General features: G+C 54.9%; 21 protein-coding genes. 10 read left to right on the forward strand and 11 right to left on the reverse strand.

Annotated features, from left to right (window positions below):
- Nucleotides 1-369: 369 nt before the first annotated feature.
- Both HY788_22095 and HY788_22100 read left to right on the forward strand, forming a co-directional pair.
- Nucleotides 370-3270, forward strand: a complete 2901-nt coding sequence (locus HY788_22095; GenBank protein ID MBI4776836.1) for a DEAD/DEAH box helicase — start codon at nucleotides 370-372, stop codon at nucleotides 3268-3270.
- A gap of 148 nt (nucleotides 3271-3418) precedes the next feature.
- The gene (locus HY788_22100) at nucleotides 3419-3622 is read left to right on the forward strand and encodes a hypothetical protein (GenBank protein MBI4776837.1); all 204 of its coding nucleotides are present in this window, start codon (nucleotides 3419-3421) and stop codon (nucleotides 3620-3622) included.
- A 112-nt stretch (nucleotides 3623-3734) separates the two neighbouring features.
- Here HY788_22100 and HY788_22105 read toward each other — a convergent pair whose 3' ends face one another.
- From HY788_22105 to HY788_22115, 3 genes are all read right to left on the reverse strand, one after another.
- A complete protein-coding gene (locus HY788_22105) occupies nucleotides 3735-4865 on the reverse strand; it encodes a sensor domain-containing diguanylate cyclase (GenBank protein MBI4776838.1) in 1131 nt (376 codons plus the stop codon).
- A 29-nt stretch (nucleotides 4866-4894) separates the two neighbouring features.
- Nucleotides 4895-5779, reverse strand: a complete 885-nt coding sequence (locus tag HY788_22110) for an HDOD domain-containing protein (GenBank protein MBI4776839.1) — start codon at nucleotides 5777-5779, stop codon at nucleotides 4895-4897.
- Between the two features lie 272 nt (nucleotides 5780-6051).
- Nucleotides 6052-6336 (reverse strand): hypothetical protein, encoded by a 285-nt coding sequence (locus HY788_22115; protein ID MBI4776840.1) that lies wholly within the window; start codon nucleotides 6334-6336, stop codon nucleotides 6052-6054.
- A gap of 283 nt (nucleotides 6337-6619) precedes the next feature.
- Here HY788_22115 and HY788_22120 point away from each other — a divergent pair, with 283 nt between their 5' ends.
- From HY788_22120 to HY788_22150, 7 genes are all read left to right on the forward strand, one after another.
- Nucleotides 6620-7972, forward strand: coding sequence for an RnfABCDGE type electron transport complex subunit C (locus tag HY788_22120; GenBank protein ID MBI4776841.1), 1353 nt, complete (start codon nucleotides 6620-6622; stop codon nucleotides 7970-7972).
- Entirely contained in the window at nucleotides 7969-8946 is a 978-nt protein-coding gene (locus HY788_22125; GenBank protein MBI4776842.1) for an RnfABCDGE type electron transport complex subunit D, read from the forward strand. Before HY788_22120 ends, HY788_22125 begins: the two co-directional genes overlap by 4 nt.
- A complete protein-coding gene (locus tag HY788_22130) occupies nucleotides 8939-9526 on the forward strand; it encodes an RnfABCDGE type electron transport complex subunit G (protein ID MBI4776843.1) in 588 nt (195 codons plus the stop codon). Before HY788_22125 ends, HY788_22130 begins: the two co-directional genes overlap by 8 nt.
- Nucleotides 9523-10113: an electron transport complex subunit E gene (locus HY788_22135; protein MBI4776844.1), complete on the forward strand. Its 591-nt coding sequence runs from the start codon at nucleotides 9523-9525 to the stop codon at nucleotides 10111-10113. Before HY788_22130 ends, HY788_22135 begins: the two co-directional genes overlap by 4 nt.
- A gap of 14 nt (nucleotides 10114-10127) precedes the next feature.
- On the forward strand, nucleotides 10128-10706 hold the full coding sequence (rsxA, locus tag HY788_22140; protein ID MBI4776845.1) for an electron transport complex subunit RsxA: 579 nt from the start codon (nucleotides 10128-10130) through the stop codon (nucleotides 10704-10706).
- Nucleotides 10707-10970: 264 nt separating this feature from the next.
- Nucleotides 10971-13061, forward strand: a complete 2091-nt coding sequence (locus tag HY788_22145; protein MBI4776846.1) for an RnfABCDGE type electron transport complex subunit B — start codon at nucleotides 10971-10973, stop codon at nucleotides 13059-13061.
- Between the two features lie 4 nt (nucleotides 13062-13065).
- Nucleotides 13066-14085: an FAD:protein FMN transferase gene (locus HY788_22150; protein MBI4776847.1), complete on the forward strand. Its 1020-nt coding sequence runs from the start codon at nucleotides 13066-13068 to the stop codon at nucleotides 14083-14085.
- Nucleotides 14086-14243: 158 nt separating this feature from the next.
- Here the strand turns inward: HY788_22150 and HY788_22155 are convergent, their stop codons facing one another.
- From HY788_22155 to HY788_22165, 3 genes are read right to left on the reverse strand one after another with little or no spacing between them, the layout of a single operon-like run.
- Nucleotides 14244-14711, reverse strand: coding sequence for a universal stress protein (locus tag HY788_22155; protein ID MBI4776848.1), 468 nt, complete (start codon nucleotides 14709-14711; stop codon nucleotides 14244-14246).
- A 60-nt stretch (nucleotides 14712-14771) separates the two neighbouring features.
- Entirely contained in the window at nucleotides 14772-15233 is a 462-nt protein-coding gene (locus HY788_22160) for a SoxR reducing system RseC family protein (GenBank protein MBI4776849.1), read from the reverse strand.
- 8 nt (nucleotides 15234-15241) lie between these two features.
- Nucleotides 15242-15700, reverse strand: a complete 459-nt coding sequence (locus HY788_22165) for a flavin reductase (GenBank protein ID MBI4776850.1) — start codon at nucleotides 15698-15700, stop codon at nucleotides 15242-15244.
- Nucleotides 15701-15814: 114 nt separating this feature from the next.
- On the opposite strand from HY788_22165, the gene tsaA reads away from it, so the two are divergent.
- Nucleotides 15815-16249 carry a tRNA (N6-threonylcarbamoyladenosine(37)-N6)-methyltransferase TrmO gene (gene tsaA / locus HY788_22170; protein MBI4776851.1) on the forward strand — a complete coding sequence of 145 codons (435 nt, stop codon included), beginning with the start codon at nucleotides 15815-15817 and terminating at the stop codon, nucleotides 16247-16249.
- A gap of 116 nt (nucleotides 16250-16365) precedes the next feature.
- Here the strand turns inward: tsaA and HY788_22175 are convergent, their stop codons facing one another.
- The 5 genes from HY788_22175 to HY788_22195 form a co-directional block, all read right to left on the reverse strand.
- On the reverse strand, nucleotides 16366-16689 hold the full coding sequence (locus HY788_22175; protein MBI4776852.1) for a cupin domain-containing protein: 324 nt from the start codon (nucleotides 16687-16689) through the stop codon (nucleotides 16366-16368).
- 12 nt (nucleotides 16690-16701) lie between these two features.
- Nucleotides 16702-17085: a hypothetical protein gene (locus tag HY788_22180; protein MBI4776853.1), complete on the reverse strand. Its 384-nt coding sequence runs from the start codon at nucleotides 17083-17085 to the stop codon at nucleotides 16702-16704.
- 137 nt (nucleotides 17086-17222) lie between these two features.
- Nucleotides 17223-18554 (reverse strand): 2-oxo acid dehydrogenase subunit E2, encoded by a 1332-nt coding sequence (locus HY788_22185; GenBank protein MBI4776854.1) that lies wholly within the window; start codon nucleotides 18552-18554, stop codon nucleotides 17223-17225.
- Between the two features lie 365 nt (nucleotides 18555-18919).
- Nucleotides 18920-19939, reverse strand: coding sequence for an alpha-ketoacid dehydrogenase subunit beta (locus HY788_22190; protein ID MBI4776855.1), 1020 nt, complete (start codon nucleotides 19937-19939; stop codon nucleotides 18920-18922).
- Nucleotides 19940-19954: 15 nt separating this feature from the next.
- Nucleotides 19955-20941: a thiamine pyrophosphate-dependent dehydrogenase E1 component subunit alpha gene (locus HY788_22195; protein ID MBI4776856.1), complete on the reverse strand. Its 987-nt coding sequence runs from the start codon at nucleotides 20939-20941 to the stop codon at nucleotides 19955-19957.
- Nucleotides 20942-21124 lie beyond the last annotated feature (183 nt).

Genomic DNA, 21124 nt, shown 5'->3' on the forward strand with positions numbered 1-21124 from the left:
CTTCAACGAAAGGCTTCCCGTTCCCTGTTGAACTAGGGAGTACTATGCCATAGCGCCTTTTCGGTTGTAAAGAAGAAAATACCGCTGTTTGCCGCTTCTTCAAAGGATTTGACGTTTGAGAGTGCATCATGGATTCAAACCCGAGGTTCATGTATCTCGATCGAGAGCCCTGTCGTGATTTTTTGGATTCGGGCTCGCCGGCAAACGGGGGAGCGAAGGAAGACTTGATCGTCAGTGAGGGGTGCGTTATAAGCCGAGGCTGCGCCATTCGAGGAAACGGGCCGTCTTCGTCCGAGTATTCGCGATCCGCCGAAACGCCTCTTCCGGAAAATGGATGTCCGATTCAGTGCTGCCTGCCGGGATTCCCTAATGAATACATGTGAGCATTTCCTGACGCACCTAAAGCGTTCCCACGAGTTTGGGCCGAGTCTGGTGTATCACAAAGAGATCCCGAAACGGGCCGCCCAATACGCACCGCCGTCGACTCCATTGCCTCCCCCGTTACTCCGGTTGCTGCGCCAAATGAACATCGAACGCCTGTATACCCACCAGGCAGAGGCTTTGGAACGCGTGCGCAAGGGGCAGAATGTGGTTGTGGCTACTCCCACTTCGAGTGGCAAAACGCTGGTCTACACCCTGCCGTTTCTCGAGAAGATCTATACGGAGCCGGAGCCGGTCTCGGCTCTGTTCGTGTTTCCGTTGAAAGCCCTGGAACAGGACCAACAAAGGATTCTTCAACAGGCGAAACGGTTGCTGGAGCCGGACATGGTTGTCCGCTCCGCCGTCTACGATGGGGATACCAGTCCCAACGATCGGAAGCAAATCCGGTCCGATCCACCGCATGTGTTGATTACCAATCCCGACATGCTGCATATGGGTATCCTGGCCTCCCATGCCTCATGGGAGACCTTCTTTCGGCGCCTCGCATACGTGGTCGTCGACGAACTGCACACGTATCGGGGCATTTTCGGTTCACACATGGCCCAGATTCTCCGCAGACTGCAAAGAATCACGGCCTTTTACGGTTCCGATCCGCGCTATATATTTTCATCCGCTACCATCTTGAATCCCGAAGAGTTTTCGGAACGGCTTACGGGCAAAAGGTTCAGCGTCGTTCGTCAGAGCGGCGCACCCCAGGGAGGCCGCCACTTCCTGTTCCTAAATCCAGAGACGGTCGGTCCGGCGCATTTCTCCGCCCGTTTGTTTATCCATTGCCTTCGCGAGGGACTGAAGAGCATCGTATTCACGCAATCGAGAAAGGTCACGGAGCTGATTCACGTATGGGTGAAACAGATGGCGCCCGAGTATACGCGGCTGGTGAGTTCTTATCGCGCGGGCTTCCTGCCCGAGGAAAGGCGATCCATCGAACGGGATCTGGCCAGGGGCGCCCTGATGGGAGTCATTTCCACCAGCGCTCTGGAGATGGGTATCGATATCGGCGGATTGGACGTATGCATCCTTGTGGGCTATCCGGGAACGGTGATGGCCACATGGCAACGCGGGGGGCGCGTAGGACGCGAAGAACGGGACTCGATTGTAGCTCTGATCGCTCAGCCGAATGCTCTTGACCAGTATTTCATGCACAATCCCGAGGATTTCTTTGCCAGGCAGTACGAGCGAGCCATCGCGGACCCCGAGAACTCCGAGGTCGTCAAAGCTCATCTGCCCTGCGCTGCGGCGGAGCTCGAGCTGGATGGGGACGATCCGTTCTACCCGTCCGAGCGATATGCCCGGGAGTATCGAGAACTGGAAGAGAAGAGGATCCTCGGAAGAAATGAAAGCGGGAACTCGTGGTTCTCGATCCTCAGGAATCCTCACCGTCAGGTGAGCATTCGAAGTGTGGGGGAAACCTTTACGGTGATGCACGCGGAAACCCAGAAAGTGATCGGGCGCGTGGAGGGCTTGAGGGCGTTTCGGGAATGTCATCCGGGAGCAGTGTATCTCCACAGGGCCACTCAATACGAGATTCTGGCCATGGACTTCGAGCACTCGAACATCAAGGCCCGTGCGGTCGATGTCCCCTACTACACCCGGTGCGAATCGGAAAAGGAGACGGAGGTCCTCGAGATTCTCCGCAGTCGTCCCTGCGAAAACTTCCTGATCAAACAGGGACGCGTACGCGTAACGGAGCGCATCACCGGATATGAGAAGCGACGCATACGCGGCCAGGAGTTGCTGAGTCGTCACTTTCTGGAGTTGCCTGAACAGGTTTTCGAGACCGTTGGCGTCTGGATCGAGATAGACGATGTAATCAAGCATCGGATCGAGGACCTGGGGCTTCATTTCATGGGCGGCATTCACGCCATGGAACACGCGGCCATTGCCATGTTTCCCCTGCTGGCGTTGTGCGACCGAAACGACGTGGGGGGCATTTCGTACACGTTTCATCCTCAAGTGGGTAAGAGCGCCGTGTTTCTCTATGACGGTTATCCGGGAGGCGTGGGATTGGTGGATCAGGGCTACGAGCTGATCGAGGAATTGCTCGAGAAGACCCTGGTAATGGTATCGTCTTGTGAGTGTGAGGACGGATGCCCTTCATGCATCCATTCGCCCAAATGCGGCGCCGGAAACAAACCGTTGGACAAAGCTGCGTGTATTCTCTGCCTCGAGCTGCTGCTGAACCGAAAGAGCCTGGGAACGAGCGACGCACCATCTTCGGGCCCCCGATCGGACGAGCCTGGAGTGGATAAGGCTGAGACGAAACGACCCCTTAGGATCGCGTATCTGGATCTGGAAACCCGTCGTTCCGCAGAGGAGGTAGGGGGATGGCGGAACAAACATCTCATGCGCGTAGCCGTTGTCGTACTATACGAGCAGCCCGAGAACCGCTTTCTTGAATTCTATGAGAACGATGTGGGGGACTTGATCAAGCGTCTGCCCGAATATGATCTGGTGGTTGGGTTCAATATCAAAGGTTTCGATTATGGAGTATTAAGCGCCTATACAAATACGGATTTTGGTCGCATATCCACCTTTGACATATTGGAATACGCCAAAAACAAACTGGGGTTTCGTGTCTCATTGGATAACTTTGCGCGCCGGACGCTGGGGATCGGCAAAAGTGGGGACGGCTTGCAGGCGCTCGAGTGGTTCAATGCGGGAGAGATGGAAAAAGTCGTAGAATACTGCAGAAAGGATGTAGAGATTACCCGTGATCTTTTTCTGTTCGGTCTGGAGAAAGGTCATCTTTTGTTTGAGGATTTAAAAAAAGAGGTGAAGAAGCTTTCGGTTGATTGGAATCTGGATCGATTGTCCCGCGTACCGTTGTGACACAACCAGGGCATGCGACTTGACATAGGCGGATCCTATATGTAATATAAAGATTAAGAGAGTGTAAAAAGAAGTCAGGTCTGGTCGGATGGATATAAGCGAAATCGAAAAGTCAGTACCGGAAGTAGGAGCGGGGCGCGGATCCCCCATGCTGAAGGGGAACGTGGACAGAGGCATGGTGGGCATCGAGTCTAAGCCGGAGGAGAGGCTGATGCGGGCCGGCGGGGGAGAGAGCGGTCGTACCGGAAGCAGGAGCCGATCCGGAAAGACGACCGAATCGCCTGTGAGCCCAAGGCTTTCAGAGGTTCCGGAATTGACTCACTTGGGGCGTGGAATCGACATCTTTGCTTAGCCTTCGTATTTCATAGTCCTACGTGCTGAAATCAGAATCACGGAGCCGTCTGTCATCGAGCGAGAAGGGGCGGTTCATTTCGATTATTAGGCGCCGAGTTCCGGCGCTTTTGTTATTCTGAACGGTTTTGATCATGATCGCTTTTGAGCTCAGGGCGGACGCGAAGGCCCGTGGATGTCTTGGCTTGGTAAAGTTGTGTGTCCGCTGCCGTCAAGATTGTCTCCGGATCTTCCGTATCGATGTAGTCCGTGGAAGCCACGCCGAAACTGGCTCTCATGAGTACGGTTCCCTCCTCCCATGGGATGGAAGCGGCGGCGGACAGACAGGCGAGTTTATTCGCGGTGATCAGCGCCTGTTGCGAGCTTGTGTGTGGGAGCACGACTACGAACTCGTCGCCTCCGTAACGCGCACAGATGTCCGTGGTTCGGACGTTGGATTTGAGTAGCTTGGCAAACTCGACTAAGAGGTAGTCTCCGGCTGCATGCCCCAGGGAATCGTTGATGGTCTTGAATCCGTCCATATCGATCATGATGCATGAAAAGGGAGTGCCATAACGGTTTTTCCGGTTCATTTCGTTGTTCAGCGCTTCCCTCAAGTGGCTTCTGTTGAACAGCCCCGTTAGAGGGTCCGTGGCGGACTGATGTCTGAGTCTCTCAAACATCAGCACATTATCTATGCCGACCGATATCTTTCGTCCCAAGCGAGCCAGGAAGCTGGTGTCCATGCCGGACTGATACCTGCCTGCCTCTTCGCTTCCTAAAGCCAGCCCTCCGAGAAGTCTGTTATGGGAACGAAGAGGAATCACGGCCATGGAACGGATCGGCTTGGCAAGGGATCCCAAGAAGTAGTCTGCATCGACGGACAGTGGTTCCTTGAGTAATACCGGATCTTCGCTGCCGTACACCCGTTTTGTCAGATCTTCCGACCATACCCATTTGAATTGTTCGTGTTCGATTTTCGGACAGAATCCTTCGCCCAGACCTTGGTGCTCGCAGGTCAGGACGAGCGCGGCCGAGACCTGAAAACGTTCTTCCAGTTGCGCCAACAATCGGTTGACGAATTCTTGGAGCGTGACCGTTTCCAGGAAGAGAGCCTCGATATCGGCGAAGTGGTTCATGATGCGCTCGTTTTCAACGACTCGCTCGACGACTTGCTGCAACTTCTTTCGGAGTTCCGTATTCTCCTGGGAAATCTTTTTGATGATTCGTTCGTTGGAGTCGATGACCTTGCTGTCGTCTTTCATATGAACATTCTCCGCGTCTAAAGGCGTATTCAGTTAGATAGCAGGTTCTTGGCGACCTGTACGAGCGCATCTTTCTTTTCTTCGATCCGATCTAGAATTTTTGAGACGAGCTGATCATTCAGTTTCAGACTGTGCAAGGCCGCAGGATCCAGTGGATCCGCGCACGCATTGCCGGAGTTTCCAATTTGGAGTTTGACGGCGATATGGTCGGCAAGGTGGACCATGGCCGTTTCTATAAAATAGACGCTTTCCGGGTCGGGTTGGTGGTGTTGACGGATGGTGCCGCATAATCGTTCGGGCAGATTCCATTTTTCGCCCAGATACCAACCTACCTGGCTGTGGGACAATCCGACGATTTCTTCGGCTTGTGCAAACGAAATCTGTCTGGATTTGGCCAGGGTCATCAGATCCCCCATGAGTTGGGGGTCTTCTTTCAGGTAGGCCACTTTTCCGATGTCGTGCAAGAGTCCTATTGTAAATGATTCCTGTTCGCAGCTCAGATCGAGGTTCTTTGCCAGAAATCTCGATATGAAGGCCACGGCCATTGAATGAAGCCAGAAATCAGACACTTTCAGGCCGGCAATGGGTTGCCTTGCGTCCAGCACATTGATGATTGCGGCGCTCACAACAATGTTTTTCAGCTCCTTGAATCCGAGCAGCACGATGGCCTTTGAGATGGTTGTCACATCGGAGTACCCGTAGAAGGGAGAGTTAATGATTTTTAAAACACGGATGGTTATGGCTTGATCGAGTTTGATGATCTGTTCTATCTCCCTGATGGTGGTGGATTCTTGATCGATCATATTGATGATCTTGTCGAAAGTGGAGGATATCGTGGGGAGATGTTCCACCTGCAGGAAACGTTTCTTGACTTTTTCGATACGTTCCGGTGACAGTCTTTCTTTTAACGACATAGGCTTAATCGCTTCATGTTGGGCCGGCAACCCGACCTGGATAATCGGAGTCGCGGAGTCATGGACTCCGGCGAGTGGGGGACGTCCGAGGAGCAGATTGACCCGTCCCGGATGGATTTCCCAATAGCCGTTCGTACCTTGCGAAGGGTATGTGATCTAATCATGAAGTGTCAAGGTTCATGCTGACTCTGTGGATAATCCGAGCGGAGGAAGAGTTTGGACCGGCGGGACGAGGGCCCCGGAACGAATCGGGGTGAAGGGCAATGGGACCATCAGGATTCCAGGCTGAGAAACACACAGTCCGTTCCTATCAAAACGTCCTCATGAGGAGTGATCTTTCGGATGGCTTTGATGAACGCTATCCGACTGTCCTCGTCACAATAACGGTTGAAGCAGATTTCCCAGGCTGTGTCCGCTTCGCGGATCAGGCACCAAAGCCGCTGGCGATCAGAAACCAGCAGGTAGCCTTCCTCCTTGCGGATGTCCAGATCAAGCCCGGAGAGCGCGCCCAAATTCCTCAAGTCATGGTAGAAACGCCTGAGTCTATTGCTTTCCACAGCTCTATTCTCTCTTTGCTATGTTCAAAATGGAAAGGGGGGAGCAGAAAGATGCCCTTATTTTAATTAGTTAAGGGTTGATGGCTATTCGAGAAAAAAATTACAAGCGTTCCACTTTTTTGTTGCGATTTGAAGAGGAATGCACTAAAAAGGACCCTAACTTTTGTTCCAGTATGTGTCAAGCAAGTGACCCTCCAAGAGCCTTGCATTCAAATTTCATATCTTCTTCCGATAAACGCCGCATTAGATTGGATGCGACGCGTAAAAATTTCGAAGGGTTCTTATGTGGAAAAGAACGTCGTTTAAAGGAATGCATATTCCTGAATGGCAGGGGGTGGACTACAAGATTGAGACTTTCCCTCTGCCTAAGAAAGTAATTCTGCCCATGGAACAGCACCATGGCGGAATGTGCGAGCCGGCCGTATCCAAAGGAGAGAAAGTCAAGACCGGTCAGATCATCGGGAAAAGCGACCGGTTTTCGGTGGCGCCGGTTCACGCCAGCATCTCGGGAACGGTAACGGACATTCTTCCTTGGCCGGAGCCCCGGGGCCGCAACGTGTTGAGTCTGGTCATAGAATCGGATGATAAGGATGAATGGATAGAGACCGCCCATCCGGATCCTGATTTCCTGAGTCGAAAACCATCTCAGCTTTTGAGCGATCTCAGAAATTCAGGCATCATCGAGATCGGAACTCCCGCCCTGCCGCTGCACGTCAAGCTCGCTCCCCCGGAACGGCCCAAAATGTACCTTTTTCTGGTTGGAATACCGGTTTTGAAGAAGGTGCACACACTCATCGTTAGCGCCATCGATCCGGAACCCGGCGTGTATGTTCGGCGCGCCGTCCTCCGTAACTTCCCTGAAGAGATCCTTCAGGGTATTCAGGCCGTACGGAGGATTTCGGGCGTAACTCGGGTGGTTTTGGCCATTTCCGAAAACGATCCCATTTCTACGGAAGTGCTGAAGCGGTTCGATGAAGCGGGAGTCGAGCTGTTCGTGGCGTCCGGCAAGTATCCGTCGGCCCTAGAACCGATTCTGATAAAACAATTCATGGGCGAAGAGATTCCCCTGCCGGACGGAAACTGCCGCGACGTCGGCGTTCTTGTTCAGGACGTGGTGACGGTCTATAATCTCTTGGCCGCCTTGCGCGACAAGAAACCGCACATAGAACGCCTCGTTACGGTGTGGGGTAACGGGATTTCAAAGCCTCGGCTTTTCATTGTGCGTATTGGAACGCCCGTGGGCGAAATCATCTCCTATCTGGGCGGATCGATCCCCGGTACCGGGAAGGTAATTATGGGTGGGCCGCTGATGGGTTATGCTCAGTACTCGTTGAATGTGCCTGTGACGAAAGAGACTTACGGCATTATGCTTCAGGCGGAACGGGACGTCCATAAATTCTCCCCGGACCCGTGCTTCAACTGCGGCGCCTGCGTGGGCGTCTGCCCTACGAATCTGCTGCCAAACGAGTTGAGCAAGTACTGCGAATTCGGCAGATTCGCGGACGCGGAACGGAATTATGTGTTTCATTGCATTGAATGCGGGTTGTGCGCATATGTGTGTCCCGCCAAACGTCCCATGGTTCATCTTATGAGGTACGGCAAGTCTGAGATTAATGCCAGGAAGGTGTCCGCATGAGTGCACACAAGTTCTATGTTTCCATGTCCCCGCATCTTCATCGGGGAATGACGGTTTCCAAGATATCCCGGCATATTCTGGTGGCGCTTGCGCCCACCATGCTGGTCGGCGTCTACTACTTCGGGTGGTCGGCGGTAAAAGTGCTTCTGGTCTGCATGATTATGGCTGTTGCCGGCGAGGCCGGAATGCAGCGCATCATGGGCAAGAAGATCACCCTTCATGATGGTCACGCACTGACGATCGGGCTTTTGTTGGGTCTGATGCTGCCTCCCGGTTTGCCCTGGTGGGGCGCGGCGGTGGGTGCGCTGATCGCCATCGTTCTGGGCAAACAGATATACGGCGGTCTCGGCAACAATCCTTTCAATCCGGCCGCCGTCGGATGGATCGTTCTCAGCGTGTCCTATCCGGGATACATGGACCTGTATCATGCGCCCCTAACGGGTCTGAAGAGCTTTACCACTTCCCCCGCGGCGGCCGATTTGCCGCTGAAACTCGTGCGCGAAGACCTGAGCGAACTGATTTCCTATCCGCCCTGGGATTTGTTGATCGGACTCAAGGCCGGAGGGATAGGAGAAGTCTGTATATTGGCCCTTGTGCTTGGAGGTCTCTATCTGATTCTTAAGCGTGTGATCACCTGGCACGTACCGGTTGCCTGCCTCGGCGTGGCGTGGATTTTCAGCCTCTTGTTCAGTCAGATTGATCCGGAAACTTACGCAGGCCCGTCTTTTCACCTCCTCAGCGGAGGTTTGGTGTTTGCTTCGTTCTTTTTGGCAACGGACAAGGGCACAATGCCCGTAACGGCGCCTGGAATGCTGCTCGCCGGCGCTATGGTGGCGTTGATCACCATGATCATCCGTTACTGGGGCGGGTACGTGGACGGCGTATATTTTGCCATTTTGCTTACAAACGCGGTTGTGCCGCTTATGGACCGCATCCGGCCTGCCGTGTATGGGAGGGTGAAGGAAGTTGCGTGACATAATCCGAATGATAGTCGTATTGACGGTGATCTGCGGCGTCAGTGGCTTCACTCTGGCGTTTGTAAAGCAAGTCACGGAGGAGCCTCGAGAATACGCGTATCTCAAGTTCGTGAAGGAACCCTCCATAAAGGCCGTGCTTTCAGGGTACGACAACGACCCGATTAAGGACCGCATCACTCTGACTCTTGGCAAAGACGAAACCGGCAAGCCTGTGGAGAAGCAGTTCTTCCCCGCCAAACAGGGCGGAAAGGTCATCGGGGTGGCGTTCGATTCGAGCGCCCCCGGATACGGCGGGCCCATCGACGTCATGATCGGGGTGAACGAACAGGGCGTCGTGGACGGCATCTCGATTATGAAACATTCCGAGACGCCCGGGCTTGGCGCGCGCACCACGGAACCTTCCTTTACAGGTCAGTTCAAGGGATTGAATCTGGACGGTGCTCTGAACTTGACCGGGAATGGCGGGAAAGTCCAGGCTGTCAGCGGCACCTCCGTTTCCAGCGGCGCCGTTGTGCGAGCCGTGCGACAGGCGCTCGAGCTATTGCCAAAAATCAAGCAGGAGGTATTCTCATCATGAGGCTGCTGAACGAATTTACCAAAGGCCTGTGGCGCGAAGTCCCTCCTTTTCGTCTGGTGTTGGGGCTGTGTCCCACACTGGCGGTTACCACTGCCGCTGAAAACGGTTTGGGTATGGGATTGGCGTTCACGTTCGTCCTTGTGTGTTCAAACATGTTAGTGGCTCTTCTTCGGAAACTGATCCCCAGCAAGGTCCGACTCGCATCGTACATAGTGATCATCGCCTCTTTCGTGGTTGTTGTGGAACTCTGCATGCAGGCGTATACCTTCAAATTGTATGAAGCGCTGGGCATCTTCATTCCGCTTATCGTGGTGAACTGCATCGTGCTTGGACGGGCCGAGGCCTTTGCATCCAAGAACGGCGTGATGCTCTCCATGGCGGATGGCCTGGGGATGGGAATCGGATACACGGCGGCTCTTACCGTGATAGGGGGAATGCGTGAATTGTTGGGAAACGGAAGCGTTTTCGGAGTGAGTGTCATGTGGTCTTCGTTCGAACCCTTCGGTTTCATGCTGAAAGCGCCCGGCGCGTTTGTCTGCCTCGGTTTTCTTCTCGGCCTCATGAACATAATCGGAGCCAAAAAGTAGGAGGGCCTGCTCCCATGACCGAATACATTTTGCTCATTGTAAGCGCCATATTCGTAAACAACATCCTGTTGGCTCGATACTTGGGGAACTGCCCGTTCCTGGGAGTATCGAAGAGCATGGACACCGCCATCGGCATGGGCATGGCGGTCATATTCGTCATTACCTTGTCGGGCGTAATGACCTGGATGGTCCAGAAATACATGCTGGATCCCTTCGGGCTGGGCTACTTGAGCACCATTGCTTTCATCCTCGTTATCGCCGCTCTGGTGCAGCTTGTTGAAATGTTCCTGCAGAAATCCGTACCCGGCCTGTATCGCGCCTTGGGTATTTTCCTCCCATTGATCACGACCAACTGCGCCGTGCTGGGTGTCGCGATCATTAACATCCAAGAAGAGTACGACCTTCTCACAACCTTGGTGTTTTCGTTTGCCTCCGCCGTAGGATACAGTCTGGCGCTGGTCCTGTTTGCCGGTATCCGGGAACGATTTGCGGTGATGAAGATGCCCAAGCCGTTTGACGGAACGCCGCTGGGGTTGATAACGGCGGGGCTGCTGTCCATGGCCTTTCTCGGGTTTTCGGGTCTTCTGAAATAGGAGGCGGTTCGGGGCAAGCGGGTCTCACCGGCTGAACCAAGGTTGAAAAAACAAGGCGCGGCCTGTAGACCGCGCCTTGCTCACCGATTTCAACAATCCGTTGATATCAGACATAGAATGCTTAAATTTATAAATTGAAATTCTTTTGTAACTGTATCGGCCCAGGCTGCAAATCAAGTGGAACGGTGGCGGATCGGGCCTGGGCATGGACTCTCGGGTATCTACCTATTAGAATGTGTAACATATTTTTTGAAAGGTTTTTTTATGATTGAAGCGGCTCTGGCTATAGGCGGACTGGGGTTGTTTGCCGGATTGGGCCTTAGCATTGCCTCTAAGGTGTTTGCCGTATACGTGGACCCCAAAGTGATGGAAGTCGAAGGAGCTCTTCCCGGTGCAAATTGCGGCGGATGCGGATTTCCGGGCTGCAGCGCCGCAGCTGTCGCCATCGTGGCCAAGAAAGCTCCGGCGAACTGCTGCGTAGGCGGAGGGCCGTCGGTTCAGGTTGCCGTATCCGCCATCATGGGTGTGGCCATGGAAGAAAAGGAACCGGAGTTGGCCCACGTGAAGTGTACGGGAACCGTAGAGAAATCCGACCGAAAAATGATCTATTCCGGCGTGCACGACTGCGCCGCCGCCGTGATGGTCGCCGGAGGCGATCGCATCTGTAACATCGGATGCGTCGGGTTCGGCACGTGTGCGGCAAACTGTCCTTTCGACGCCATACACATCGGTGAGAGCGGCATACCCGTCGTGAATCACCTTAAGTGCACCGGATGTGGGACCTGCGTCCGAAATTGTCCCAAGAATGTTTTGGAGCTGGTGTCTGATTCCGCCAGGGTGCTCCAATTCAATTCGAGTCAGGAGTGTCAGGCGCCCTGCGCGCAAACATGTCCTGCCCAGATCGATATACCACGATACATCTCCCTGATCGCCGACGGACAATATGAGCAAGCGGTGAAGGTGGTAAAGGAACGAAATCCCTTCCCGCTGAGTATTGGGCGCGTATGCCCCCATCCCTGCGAGTCGGTGTGCCGTCGTCTGAAGGTGGATGAAGCGGTCAATATCAACCATCTCAAACGGTTCTGCGCCGATTATGAATTAAGAAGTGGAAAACGGATCGATGTGCCCATAGCCCCTAATTCGGGCAAGAAAGTGGCGGTGATTGGAGGAGGCCCGGGCGGTTTGTCCGCAGCTTACTACATCACGCGTCTCGGCCACAAGGTGGCTCTGTTTGAAGCCATGCCAAAATTGGGAGGCATGCTCCGATACGGTATTCCGGAATATCGCTTACCCAAAAAAATCCTGGATTGGGAAATTGAAGGCATCACGGGCCTGGGCGTAGACGTGCACCTGAATACGTCCTTCGGAGAAGGCGTTACCATTGAAGGGTTCATGAAGGACGGCTACGACGCGGTGTTCCTGTCCACGGGAGCATGGGACAGCAGACGGCTGGGGCTGGACAATGAGGGTGAAATCCAGGGAGTGCTTTCCGGTACCGAGTTTCTCGTCAAACGAGGTCTTGAAGAACCGATCAACATAGGGAAGAAAGTGGCGGTCATCGGTGGCGGCAACACGGCCATAGATGCGGCCCGTACGAGTTGGCGACTTGGGGCCAAGGAAGTAACCATCGTGTACCGGCGCTCTCGAAATGAAATGCCCGCCAACGAGATCGAGATCGTCGAAGCGGAGCACGAAGGTGTCAAGTTCCAGTTTCTGGCCGCTCCCACCCGTCTGATCTCGGAAGGCGGAAGGCTGAAGGCCCTTGAATTTGTGAGGATGGAACTGGGGGAACCGGACGCCAGCGGGCGCAGAAGACCCGTTGCGGTGGAAGGCTCGGAAACCGTACTCGAGGTCGACAATGTGATCAGCGCCATCGGTCAGTTTCCGGACCTCACCTTCCTCAACCAGGGGAAGTATGAGTCGGAGGTTGTGATCACCAAATGGAACACGATTGACGCCAATGAAGACACAATGCAGACGAGCGTTCAGAATGTCTTTGCCGGCGGAGACGCCGTCAGCGGCGCCGCGACGGTAGTGATGGCCATTGGAGCCGGACGCAAGGCGGCTCGATCCATTCACCTTCACCTGAGCGGAAAGGAAGTGGCGGCCCCGAGGTACTTGCGCAAGGAACTCTTCGATGGTGCGAACGAGTTGGATCTGCAAAGTAGAGTGGACAAATCGCCCAGGGTTCACATGCCGGAATTGACGGTCGACCAACGCCGCCTGAATTTCGATGAAGTCGAGCTGGGGCTTTCGGAGGCCGACGCGGTCCGCGAGGCACAGCGATGTCTGCAGTGCGGTCTTTACTGTTTCCGGAAGACACTAGCCGAGATTCAGCCGGAACACAAAGGGTAACGACATGTTGGATCGTCGCGCATTTCTGAGATTGTCGGGCGTCGGTGGCATGGCCTTGGCGACCGGAGCCGCGGCCAGCTCGTTGTCTAGTGTAAAGTTTAATCACGAATGGCGCCAGGTGTCGAAGACCCGGCTTCAAATGGGGACCTTTGTCAATATAGCCGTGTTCCACGAGTCGGGTTCGTTGGGCGAAGAGGCCGTAGAAGCCGGTTTCGATCTAATAAGTCAGAAGGAATCGATACTAAGTCGCTTTTCCGATCAGAGTCCCGTTTGTGCGCTAAACAGGGAGGCAAGTCTCAAAGATGTGGCCCCTGAAGTATCCCGCGCGCTGAATCTCTCGGTTTTGTTCCACCGTGAAACCGACGGCGCCTTCGACATCACGGTCAAACCATTGCTCGACTTGATGCGCGAGTGTTTCGAGCGGAGCCAGAAGCCCCCTTCAAGGGAGGCTGTCAGGCGCTGCCTCAAGTCCGTAGGCCTGGGGTATATGGAGATGTCGCCTTCGGGCGTATTTTTCCGAAGAGAAGGCATGGGTATTACTCTGGACGGAATCGCCAAGGGTCTGATTGTGGATTGGACGGCTGAAGAACTCACCCGGCGAGGAATAGAGCATTTTCTGATCAACGCAGGCGGGGATATTCGCGTGGCCGGCGGCAAGGGTGATGGAGCGCCGTGGAAAATCGCCATACGGGATCCCAAGAGTTCGGATTCGTATGCGGCCATAATCCGACTTCGGGATGGCGCCCTTGCCACCTCGGGGAATTACGAGGTCTATTTCGATCGTGAAAAGCTTTACCACCATATCGTGAATCCCTGGAACGGAGTCTCTCCACGATTTTACTCCAGTGTTTCCGCGCTGGCGCCAAGAGCCGTGGAGGCGGACGCGCTGTCCACCGCTGTCTTCGTCATGGAACCGGCCGACGGGATCGCGTTCATGGAGCGGAGGTATGGGGTGGAAGGGTTTGTGATTACGGAAGACGACCGAAAACTGCATACGTCCGGTTGGAAGAAGTACCAAACATAGCGTTTTCAGCGTTCAGATGAAAAAAATCCCCCTCGACCAAAGGGGGATTTTTCATTCTGGAGCAGCGTTCACTTGCGATAGAACCCGGCCGGCTTGATGTTCCATCGCCGATCCCGGCGGCGCGGGTCGTCTTCAACGGGGTGAACGAAAAACGAAAGTCAACTTACTATGCAGACGGTACATCCTTTCAAACCTTTGATCACTGAACTGCTGAGGTCTCCGGACAAGACACTAAAAATGTTCGTGGTAGCGCGATAGGGCATCACCAGGGTGCCGAAACCGCCCTCCTGGACTTCGCGGATGATCTCCTTGGCAAGATGGCGCGTCTCCTGGAACTTCATGTCGATCCGCTCGCACTGGATTCCGGCCTTGGCCAAAAGGTCCACCGCACCGCCTATTTGGGCTTTCATTTTTTCCTGCTTGATCTCCATGGAGTGGAAACTGGCTCTGAGTTTGTCCATGCCGGGGGCATCTCCCTCGAGGTCATGGCCCGGAATGTGCTCGGAGACTCCGATCAGTGTTACCGAGACACCCTGGACTTTCCCGAACATCTTTCCCACATATTCCACAGCTTTGAGGGACGTCGGGGAATTGTCATAAAGCAATAAAACGCGATTCCAAAGCATAATTCCTCCTGCTCCTTGAGGCGGGCAAAACACCTCGACAAACTGTGTGCGTCGATGTGGTCAACCGGTTGCTGTGTTCGATGCCTGCTCTTTGGCCAATATCCTCGTAATAATGGGGACATACTTCGACTGCCGGCCGAGCTTTCTGCCGCCTTGACGTACGATGACCAGGGATACGGCGAAAGCGACGATCCCGAACAGGAACGCTGCAATGTCGGTATCCTTCTCCAAGCGCGCCCCCAGGATTTTGCCGATAGCCGCTCCAATCAACAGCATCACCACGGGAATCAAGTAGACAAATACCGAGGCTTTCAGAACAGACGTTTCTTCGATGGAAATCTCGACGCGATCGCCAACCGACGCCTGGGCCTCATTCAGAGCTTCAACAACCATTTCACGCCCGCCGCCCATGGCATTGCACGCTCCGTGCGCACCGCAGGATTCACAGGCCGTTCCCCTATGGGTCGACACCACGGCGTTGTCTCCATGCACACTCCTGACAATGCCTTCTTCGTGCAGCATCCGTCACTCTAAAAGAAGTCTTCCGGGTCGAAGATGAGTTTGGATTTGTTTTCATTTATAATGATAGCGTCATCGACTTCAGCGATCAATAGGCTGTGATCACCCACGTTGTGGGTCCTAACGAGTTTGCAGTTGAAGTACGAATGGATATCTGGAAGAACGGGACACCCATTGGAGGAGAGGGAGTAGTTGATTCCCTCGAACTTGTTTTCCGAGTGCCCTGTTTTGAAACCGAAGTCCCGAGCCAACTGTTCCTGGCCCTCGGTCAGAACATTTACCGTGAACTTCTTGCTGCTCAGAATCATGCCGTGAGTCAAACGCATGGGAGATATCCCAACGCCGATGAGCGGCGGATCCAAAGAAACCTGGGAGATCCAGATCGCCGTCATTCCGTTGATACGGCCCTGATCCTCAACAGTGATCACGTAAACTCCGCTAACCAAAGCTTTCAGCACATTATCGTACATTATCGACACCTCGTTTTCTGCTGCAGACAGAACAAATGGAACAACGAACCACCGGGTTCATGGTGGCCGGAGGCCGAAAAGGAGAATACTTTGGTAGCACGTTTTGAGGACGGTATGCAACTGATTCCGGTAGGAAAAGTGAGATCTCACTGGAGCCGAATCGGAGAGGCCCCGAAGCAGGGAAGGGAAACGGATGTGCCTTCCGCTCTCGAGGTTTTTGAAACCTTTGAAGCGGCGCTGGAGGGTCTTGCAAATATGCAAACCCTGGTGGTGCTCACATGGTTTGACAGGGCGGATCGCGAGATACTCAGGGTCCATCCCAGAGGCGATCGGTCGGAGCCCCTCAGGGGCGTGTTCTCGACAAGGAGTCCCCATCGGCCGAACCCCATAGGGCTCCATGTGGTTGACGTACTTCGGATTTCGGGGAATCGCATCGAGGTGCGAGGCATGGACGCCCTGGACGGCACCCCGATTCTGGACATCAAGCCATGGCTGAAGAACCTGGATGCGCCCGAAGCCAAAGCCTCCGCGTCCCCACCGGACCGATAGAAATCTGAAGACAGGGGACGGAAAGCTGTTGTTGCGGGCTGCCATGTTCTCGGTTCAGCCTGTTAGGCTCCGTCCTTGGAAACACTCGTCCCGTGTTTTTCCCGGCTGAAGCCGTCCTATAGAAAATCCTCCCTTGGAGGTGAAAACACTTCCACCACACGCGCGGGTTTGTCGCCGGCCTTGCCCCCGTGAAGTATGTTGGAACGCACGTGATATGCGTGACCGGGACTTACCGAACGTCGCTCGCCGGCAATGTCCAGTTCGATGGTCCCCTCGATCACCATGCCCATCTGCTCGTGGGGATGCGAATGCATGGGAATCACTCCTCCGGCGTCGATGCTGTAGAACACCATCATCTCCCGATCTCCGGGCATGACCTGGATGTGTACCCCGTCCCCTAATTTCTTGCGGTCCAATTCGTCAATAACGTAAAAGGCCATTTGCGCTCTCCTTTAAAGTGCGGCCACGCAATCCATCTCGACCCGAGTTCCGAAGGGAAGCTTCGCGGCCTGAATACAGGTTCTTGCGGGTGGATCGATCTTGAAATAACTCCGGTAAACCGCATTGAATCGGTCGTATTCCTCCATGTCCAGCAGGTAGACGGTCACTTTCAGCACCTTTTGCAGTGAGGAACCCGCTTCCTCGAGCACAATACGCATGTTTTCGAGGCCCATTTGGGTTTCTTCTTCAATCGTGCCAAGAACCAACCGGTTCGATGAGGGGTCTACTGCGCCCGCTCCGGACAGATAGATGAGCCCGTTGTGGATAATCGCCTGAGAATACGGTCCTCCGGTGACTGCGGCCTTTGCCGTGAGAAACGGCTTCCTTTCAGACATAACTGGCTCCGTCCATTTGCATACCGACAGGGTGACATGGCATCCAGATCTCTTTTTCTTATAGCAGAAAACGCACTTTCAGGAAAAGGGCTCGGCTCGTCGGGGCATCCTTTTTCCGGAACCGGAAGACGGAATCGTCATGACATGATCAAATAGGGTTGCTCCAGATATCTGCTCACGGTTTGCAGGAACTCGGCCGCAGGCGCGCCGTCCACCACTTGGTGGTCGATGGTCAGGCTCAGAAACATCATGGACCGTATAGTGATTTGACCGTTATAAACCGCCGGCTTTTCCTTGACACGCCCGACGCCGAGAATACCGGTCTCCGGAGGTTTGAGAATCGGAGTCACTCCGTCCACCTCGAACATGCTGACGTTGGTTACCGTGAAGGTTCCACCGGTGACCTCGTCCACGCACAGGCGGCCTTCGCGGGCTTTCCTGGCGAGTTCGCGCGCATCCCGTGCGATTTCGAGAAGTCCCTTTCTGTCCGCATTCCTCAGCACGGGCACAATGAGCCCTACCGGCAACGCCACTGCAACCCCCATGTTCACCGCATCATGGACAAGAATTTCATCGCCCGACAACGTAGAGTTCATAATGGGAAAGCGCTTCAGCGCCCTGGATACGGCGAGTATGATGATGTCATTGTAAGACACTCGGACCGAATCGTCCCTTTTGTATTCCTCCCGAACACGGTCGCGAAAACGCACCATTTCAGTCACGTCCACTTCCACAAAGGTGGTCAACTGGGCCGTGCTCTGCAGGCTGGATCGCATGTTCACCGCAATGGCTTTGCGCATACCGGTGAACGGAATGGACGTCGCAGGAGGGGGCGGTTCTTCTTTGGTCTCAGCGGCCATCGAGCGCTCCACGTCCCCGCGCGTGATTTTTCCTCCTTCACCGGTTCCTCGAATGGAGGCAATATCCAGGCCTTCCTGCATTGCCATCTCCATGGCCAGAGCAGTAATTTTCGGCGCGGGCGGCCCTTCTTCATGAGCCTTTCTGACGTCCCCTTCCCTGACGCGTCCACCGGGCCCTGTACCTTCCACCAGGCTCAGATCGACGCCCAGTTCCGCGGCCAATCGTCTCGCGGCCGGGGACGATGGCGAAGAGGGTTTTTGCTCCGGAGCCCGGGCTTTTGGAGGCGCCTTCGCAGCAGCGGTTTTGGGGGGTTCAGCCGCCTCAGCAACCGCGCCGGAGGGCTGCTCGACCTGGACCTGTTTCAATTCCTCTTCCGTCCCGGCCAGCAGTCCGATCACCGTTCCTACATCCGCTTTATTTCCCCTGCCCAGAAGTATATGAAGGAAACCCGCGCCCGGCGCCTCCACTTCGTAGGTGATCTTTTCCGTTTCTATGACCAGCACGATGCCTTTCTTTTCAATCCAGTCGCCCTCTTTGGCCCTCCATTCGACTATCAGGCCTTCCTTCATGGTCATCCCAAGTTTGGGGACGTGGATGGGAACCGCCATAATCGCACTCCTAACGCTGGTTATTGTTTCATATGTATCTGAACGGACCAAATGGGCGTTCCGATACCCGTGCAGGCTCTGTCCCGTTGGGACCGGGATGGAGCCGCGGCTTTCCCGGTTTCAATCGGGCGTCATCCGGCGCCATTCCTGAAAGCGTCAACACCCGATGTTCCGGGTTATCGCCTTTCCGGTCGAACCGATTTGAGCGCCGAGGGCCCGAAAACCGTCTCTAAGATGTGGTAAGGTATCCGAGGGGGCCCCCCCTTTAAGGGGTCCCCTCGAACGATTTCATCGTAATCCTGTTGAGGTGAACCCGTGCGCATGGCGGGGTTGCGCACCGCGATTCCTGAACGGTGAACCCTTTTTTAAAACACGCCCTTGGTAGCAACTCGACCTGCGACATTCAAGGGTTCGGAGTCACCCGTCACTTCCGCCACGGCGTTGGCAATGTCCTGCGGTTGCGGCAGAACGAACTGCTCGAGATACGCGCCGGCAATGGGATAATTCTTCGCTGCAACCCGCTTGACCGGAGCGTCGAGATAGTCGAAGGCGTTCTCCATGATCTGCATCCCAATCTCGGCTCCCGGTCCGCAACGCATCGTATCCTCGTCCACGATGATGGCGCCCTTGGTCTTTTTCACCGACGCGAGGATGGTGTCCAAGTCCAGAGGCTCGAGGGTTCTGGGATCGATCACCTCGACGTTGACGCCTTTTTCTTTCTGCAGCAGATTCGCCACCTGGAGCGTCACGGAAACCAGATAGCCGGTGGCCACGATGGTAACGTCCGTGCCTTCCCTTTTGATTTCAGCCTTTCCGAAAGGCACGGTGTAGGTCTCTTCGGGGACGGGGCCTTCCATGCCCATGAGGTTCTTGTGTTCCAGAAATACCACCGGGTTATCGTCCCGGATGGCGGTTTTCAGCAACCCTTTGGCGTCGTAAGGATTCGAAGGGATGGCGATCTTCAGCCCGGGCGTTCTCCAGACCCAGGATTCCATGCATTGAGAATGCTCGGCTCCTATGCCCGAGTAGCCGCCGATGGGCGCTCGGACGACCAAGGGGATCTTCACCTTGCCGCCGTGAGCAAAGCGCCATTTGGCTGCTTTGTACAGGAGTTCATCCGCGCCGCACATCATGAAGTCAGCGAACATCATGTAGGAGATGGGCCTGTAACCGGCTAGAGCGGCTCCCACGGAAGAACCGATGATGGCCGCCTCACTGATGGCCGAGTCACGAATTCGATGGGCGCCGAACTTTTCGCTCAATCCTGCGCTCGTCCCCCAGACACATTGGCTGCATTCCTCACCGATCATGTATACGGTCTCGTCCCGTTCCATTTCTTCATGCATGGCTTCGTTTATAGCCGCGTTGTATAAGATCTGTCTCACGTCGCACCTCCTTTCTCAGTCGGCATAGAGCGCTTTGTCGAAATCCTTGGGATCCGGCCATGGACTTTCGGCGGAAAAACGTTCCGCCTCGGCCATCTCGTCGTCGGCTTCCTTATCGATTCGTACGACGTCGTCTTGAGTGAGCACTCCCTTTTCCATCAGAGAGGTTTTGAAGAGCCGGACGGGGTCTCTCCGCATCCACTCCTCTGTTTCCGTGGAAGGGCGCATGCCTCCCTGGGTTTGAACCGAAAAATCGGGGAAACCCTCGGCATGGGGACGGAAGCGGTAGGTTTTCATCTCGAGGAACGTGGGACCCTTTCCCGATCGGGCTCGTTCGACGGCCGGACCGACCGCCTCGTACACGGCCATCACATCCTGGCCGTCCACAATGGCGGCCGGTATGCCGTAGCCTTGGGCTAGATCCGACAGATCTTCTCTTGGGTGCGTCACGTTCACTCTGGTCCATTGGGCGTATAGGTTGTTTTCACAGAACCAGATTACAGGGAGCTTCCATGCGGCGGCCATGAGCATGCCTTCATGCAAGGGCCCTCTCCCCGTGGCTCCATCCCCGAAGCAGGACACCACGACCTGTCCCTTTCCTCGGAGTTGGCAGGCGATGCCGGCGCCCGCGGCCAGCGTGAGTTCTCCCGCCACCATGCCGCCCATTCCGGGAAGACCCAGGTTCAGATCCGCATAGTGGAAGCCTGCAAAACCATTGCCGCCCCCCGTGGCTCTTCCAAAGTGCTCGGCCAGGATCTGTTTGGCGGGCATACCCTTGGGCAAGCACTTGTTCAAACCATGCGAGCGATGATTGTAGAAGACCATATCGTCGTCGTTCAGGTGCGCGCACAGGGCGACGCCGGGAGCCTCCTGCCCTTGGCCGCTGTGAAAAAAAGTGCGCAGTTTGCCCGCAAACAGGCACTCGATCATCTTCTCATCGAGCTTTCGAACGCGCACCAGTTGAGTGTAGAGCTTTATCAAAAGTTCGTTCGTGACCTCCATTGCCTTCCGACCTCCTTCCGCAGATAAGTGGTTGAAGCGATCAGCCGACTTATTACCCTTGCCTTGTCTGTTTCCTCCTTTCCATTTGGTTAAATCGGTGAGTACGGAGAAGCTGAACCCGCTTGCCTTACGAGTTGACGGAGTGAGTCGGCCTAAAGACCGTCTTTTGTCCCGGTTTTCCGC

Source organism: Deltaproteobacteria bacterium (assembly GCA_016208165.1).
In the GTDB taxonomy this organism is placed as follows: domain Bacteria; phylum Desulfobacterota; class Desulfarculia; order JACQYL01; family JACQYL01; genus JACQYL01.

What these genes read in the sequence shown, in the direction of transcription:
- HY788_22095 (MBI4776836.1), top strand. Translation starts at nt 370, where the DNA reads ATGAATACATGTGAGCATTTCCTGACGCACCTAAAGCGTTCCCACGAG.
- HY788_22100 (MBI4776837.1), top strand. Translation starts at nt 3,419, where the DNA reads ATGCTGAAGGGGAACGTGGACAGAGGCATGGTGGGCATCGAGTCTAAG.
- HY788_22105 (MBI4776838.1), bottom strand. Translation starts at nt 4,865, where the DNA reads ATGAAAGACGACAGCAAGGTCATCGACTCCAACGAACGAATCATCAAA.
- HY788_22110 (MBI4776839.1), bottom strand. Translation starts at nt 5,779, where the DNA reads ATGTCGTTAAAAGAAAGACTGTCACCGGAACGTATCGAAAAAGTCAAG.
- HY788_22120 (MBI4776841.1), top strand. Translation starts at nt 6,620, where the DNA reads ATGTGGAAAAGAACGTCGTTTAAAGGAATGCATATTCCTGAATGGCAG.
- HY788_22125 (MBI4776842.1), top strand. Translation starts at nt 7,969, where the DNA reads ATGAGTGCACACAAGTTCTATGTTTCCATGTCCCCGCATCTTCATCGG.
- HY788_22135 (MBI4776844.1), top strand. Translation starts at nt 9,523, where the DNA reads ATGAGGCTGCTGAACGAATTTACCAAAGGCCTGTGGCGCGAAGTCCCT.
- rsxA (MBI4776845.1), top strand. Translation starts at nt 10,128, where the DNA reads ATGACCGAATACATTTTGCTCATTGTAAGCGCCATATTCGTAAACAAC.
- HY788_22145 (MBI4776846.1), top strand. Translation starts at nt 10,971, where the DNA reads ATGATTGAAGCGGCTCTGGCTATAGGCGGACTGGGGTTGTTTGCCGGA.
- HY788_22150 (MBI4776847.1), top strand. Translation starts at nt 13,066, where the DNA reads ATGTTGGATCGTCGCGCATTTCTGAGATTGTCGGGCGTCGGTGGCATG.
- HY788_22155 (MBI4776848.1), bottom strand. Translation starts at nt 14,711, where the DNA reads ATGCTTTGGAATCGCGTTTTATTGCTTTATGACAATTCCCCGACGTCC.
- HY788_22160 (MBI4776849.1), bottom strand. Translation starts at nt 15,233, where the DNA reads ATGCTGCACGAAGAAGGCATTGTCAGGAGTGTGCATGGAGACAACGCC.
- HY788_22165 (MBI4776850.1), bottom strand. Translation starts at nt 15,700, where the DNA reads ATGTACGATAATGTGCTGAAAGCTTTGGTTAGCGGAGTTTACGTGATC.
- tsaA (MBI4776851.1), top strand. Translation starts at nt 15,815, where the DNA reads ATGCAACTGATTCCGGTAGGAAAAGTGAGATCTCACTGGAGCCGAATC.
- HY788_22175 (MBI4776852.1), bottom strand. Translation starts at nt 16,689, where the DNA reads ATGGCCTTTTACGTTATTGACGAATTGGACCGCAAGAAATTAGGGGAC.
- HY788_22180 (MBI4776853.1), bottom strand. Translation starts at nt 17,085, where the DNA reads ATGTCTGAAAGGAAGCCGTTTCTCACGGCAAAGGCCGCAGTCACCGGA.
- HY788_22185 (MBI4776854.1), bottom strand. Translation starts at nt 18,554, where the DNA reads ATGGCGGTTCCCATCCACGTCCCCAAACTTGGGATGACCATGAAGGAA.
- HY788_22195 (MBI4776856.1), bottom strand. Translation starts at nt 20,941, where the DNA reads ATGGAGGTCACGAACGAACTTTTGATAAAGCTCTACACTCAACTGGTG.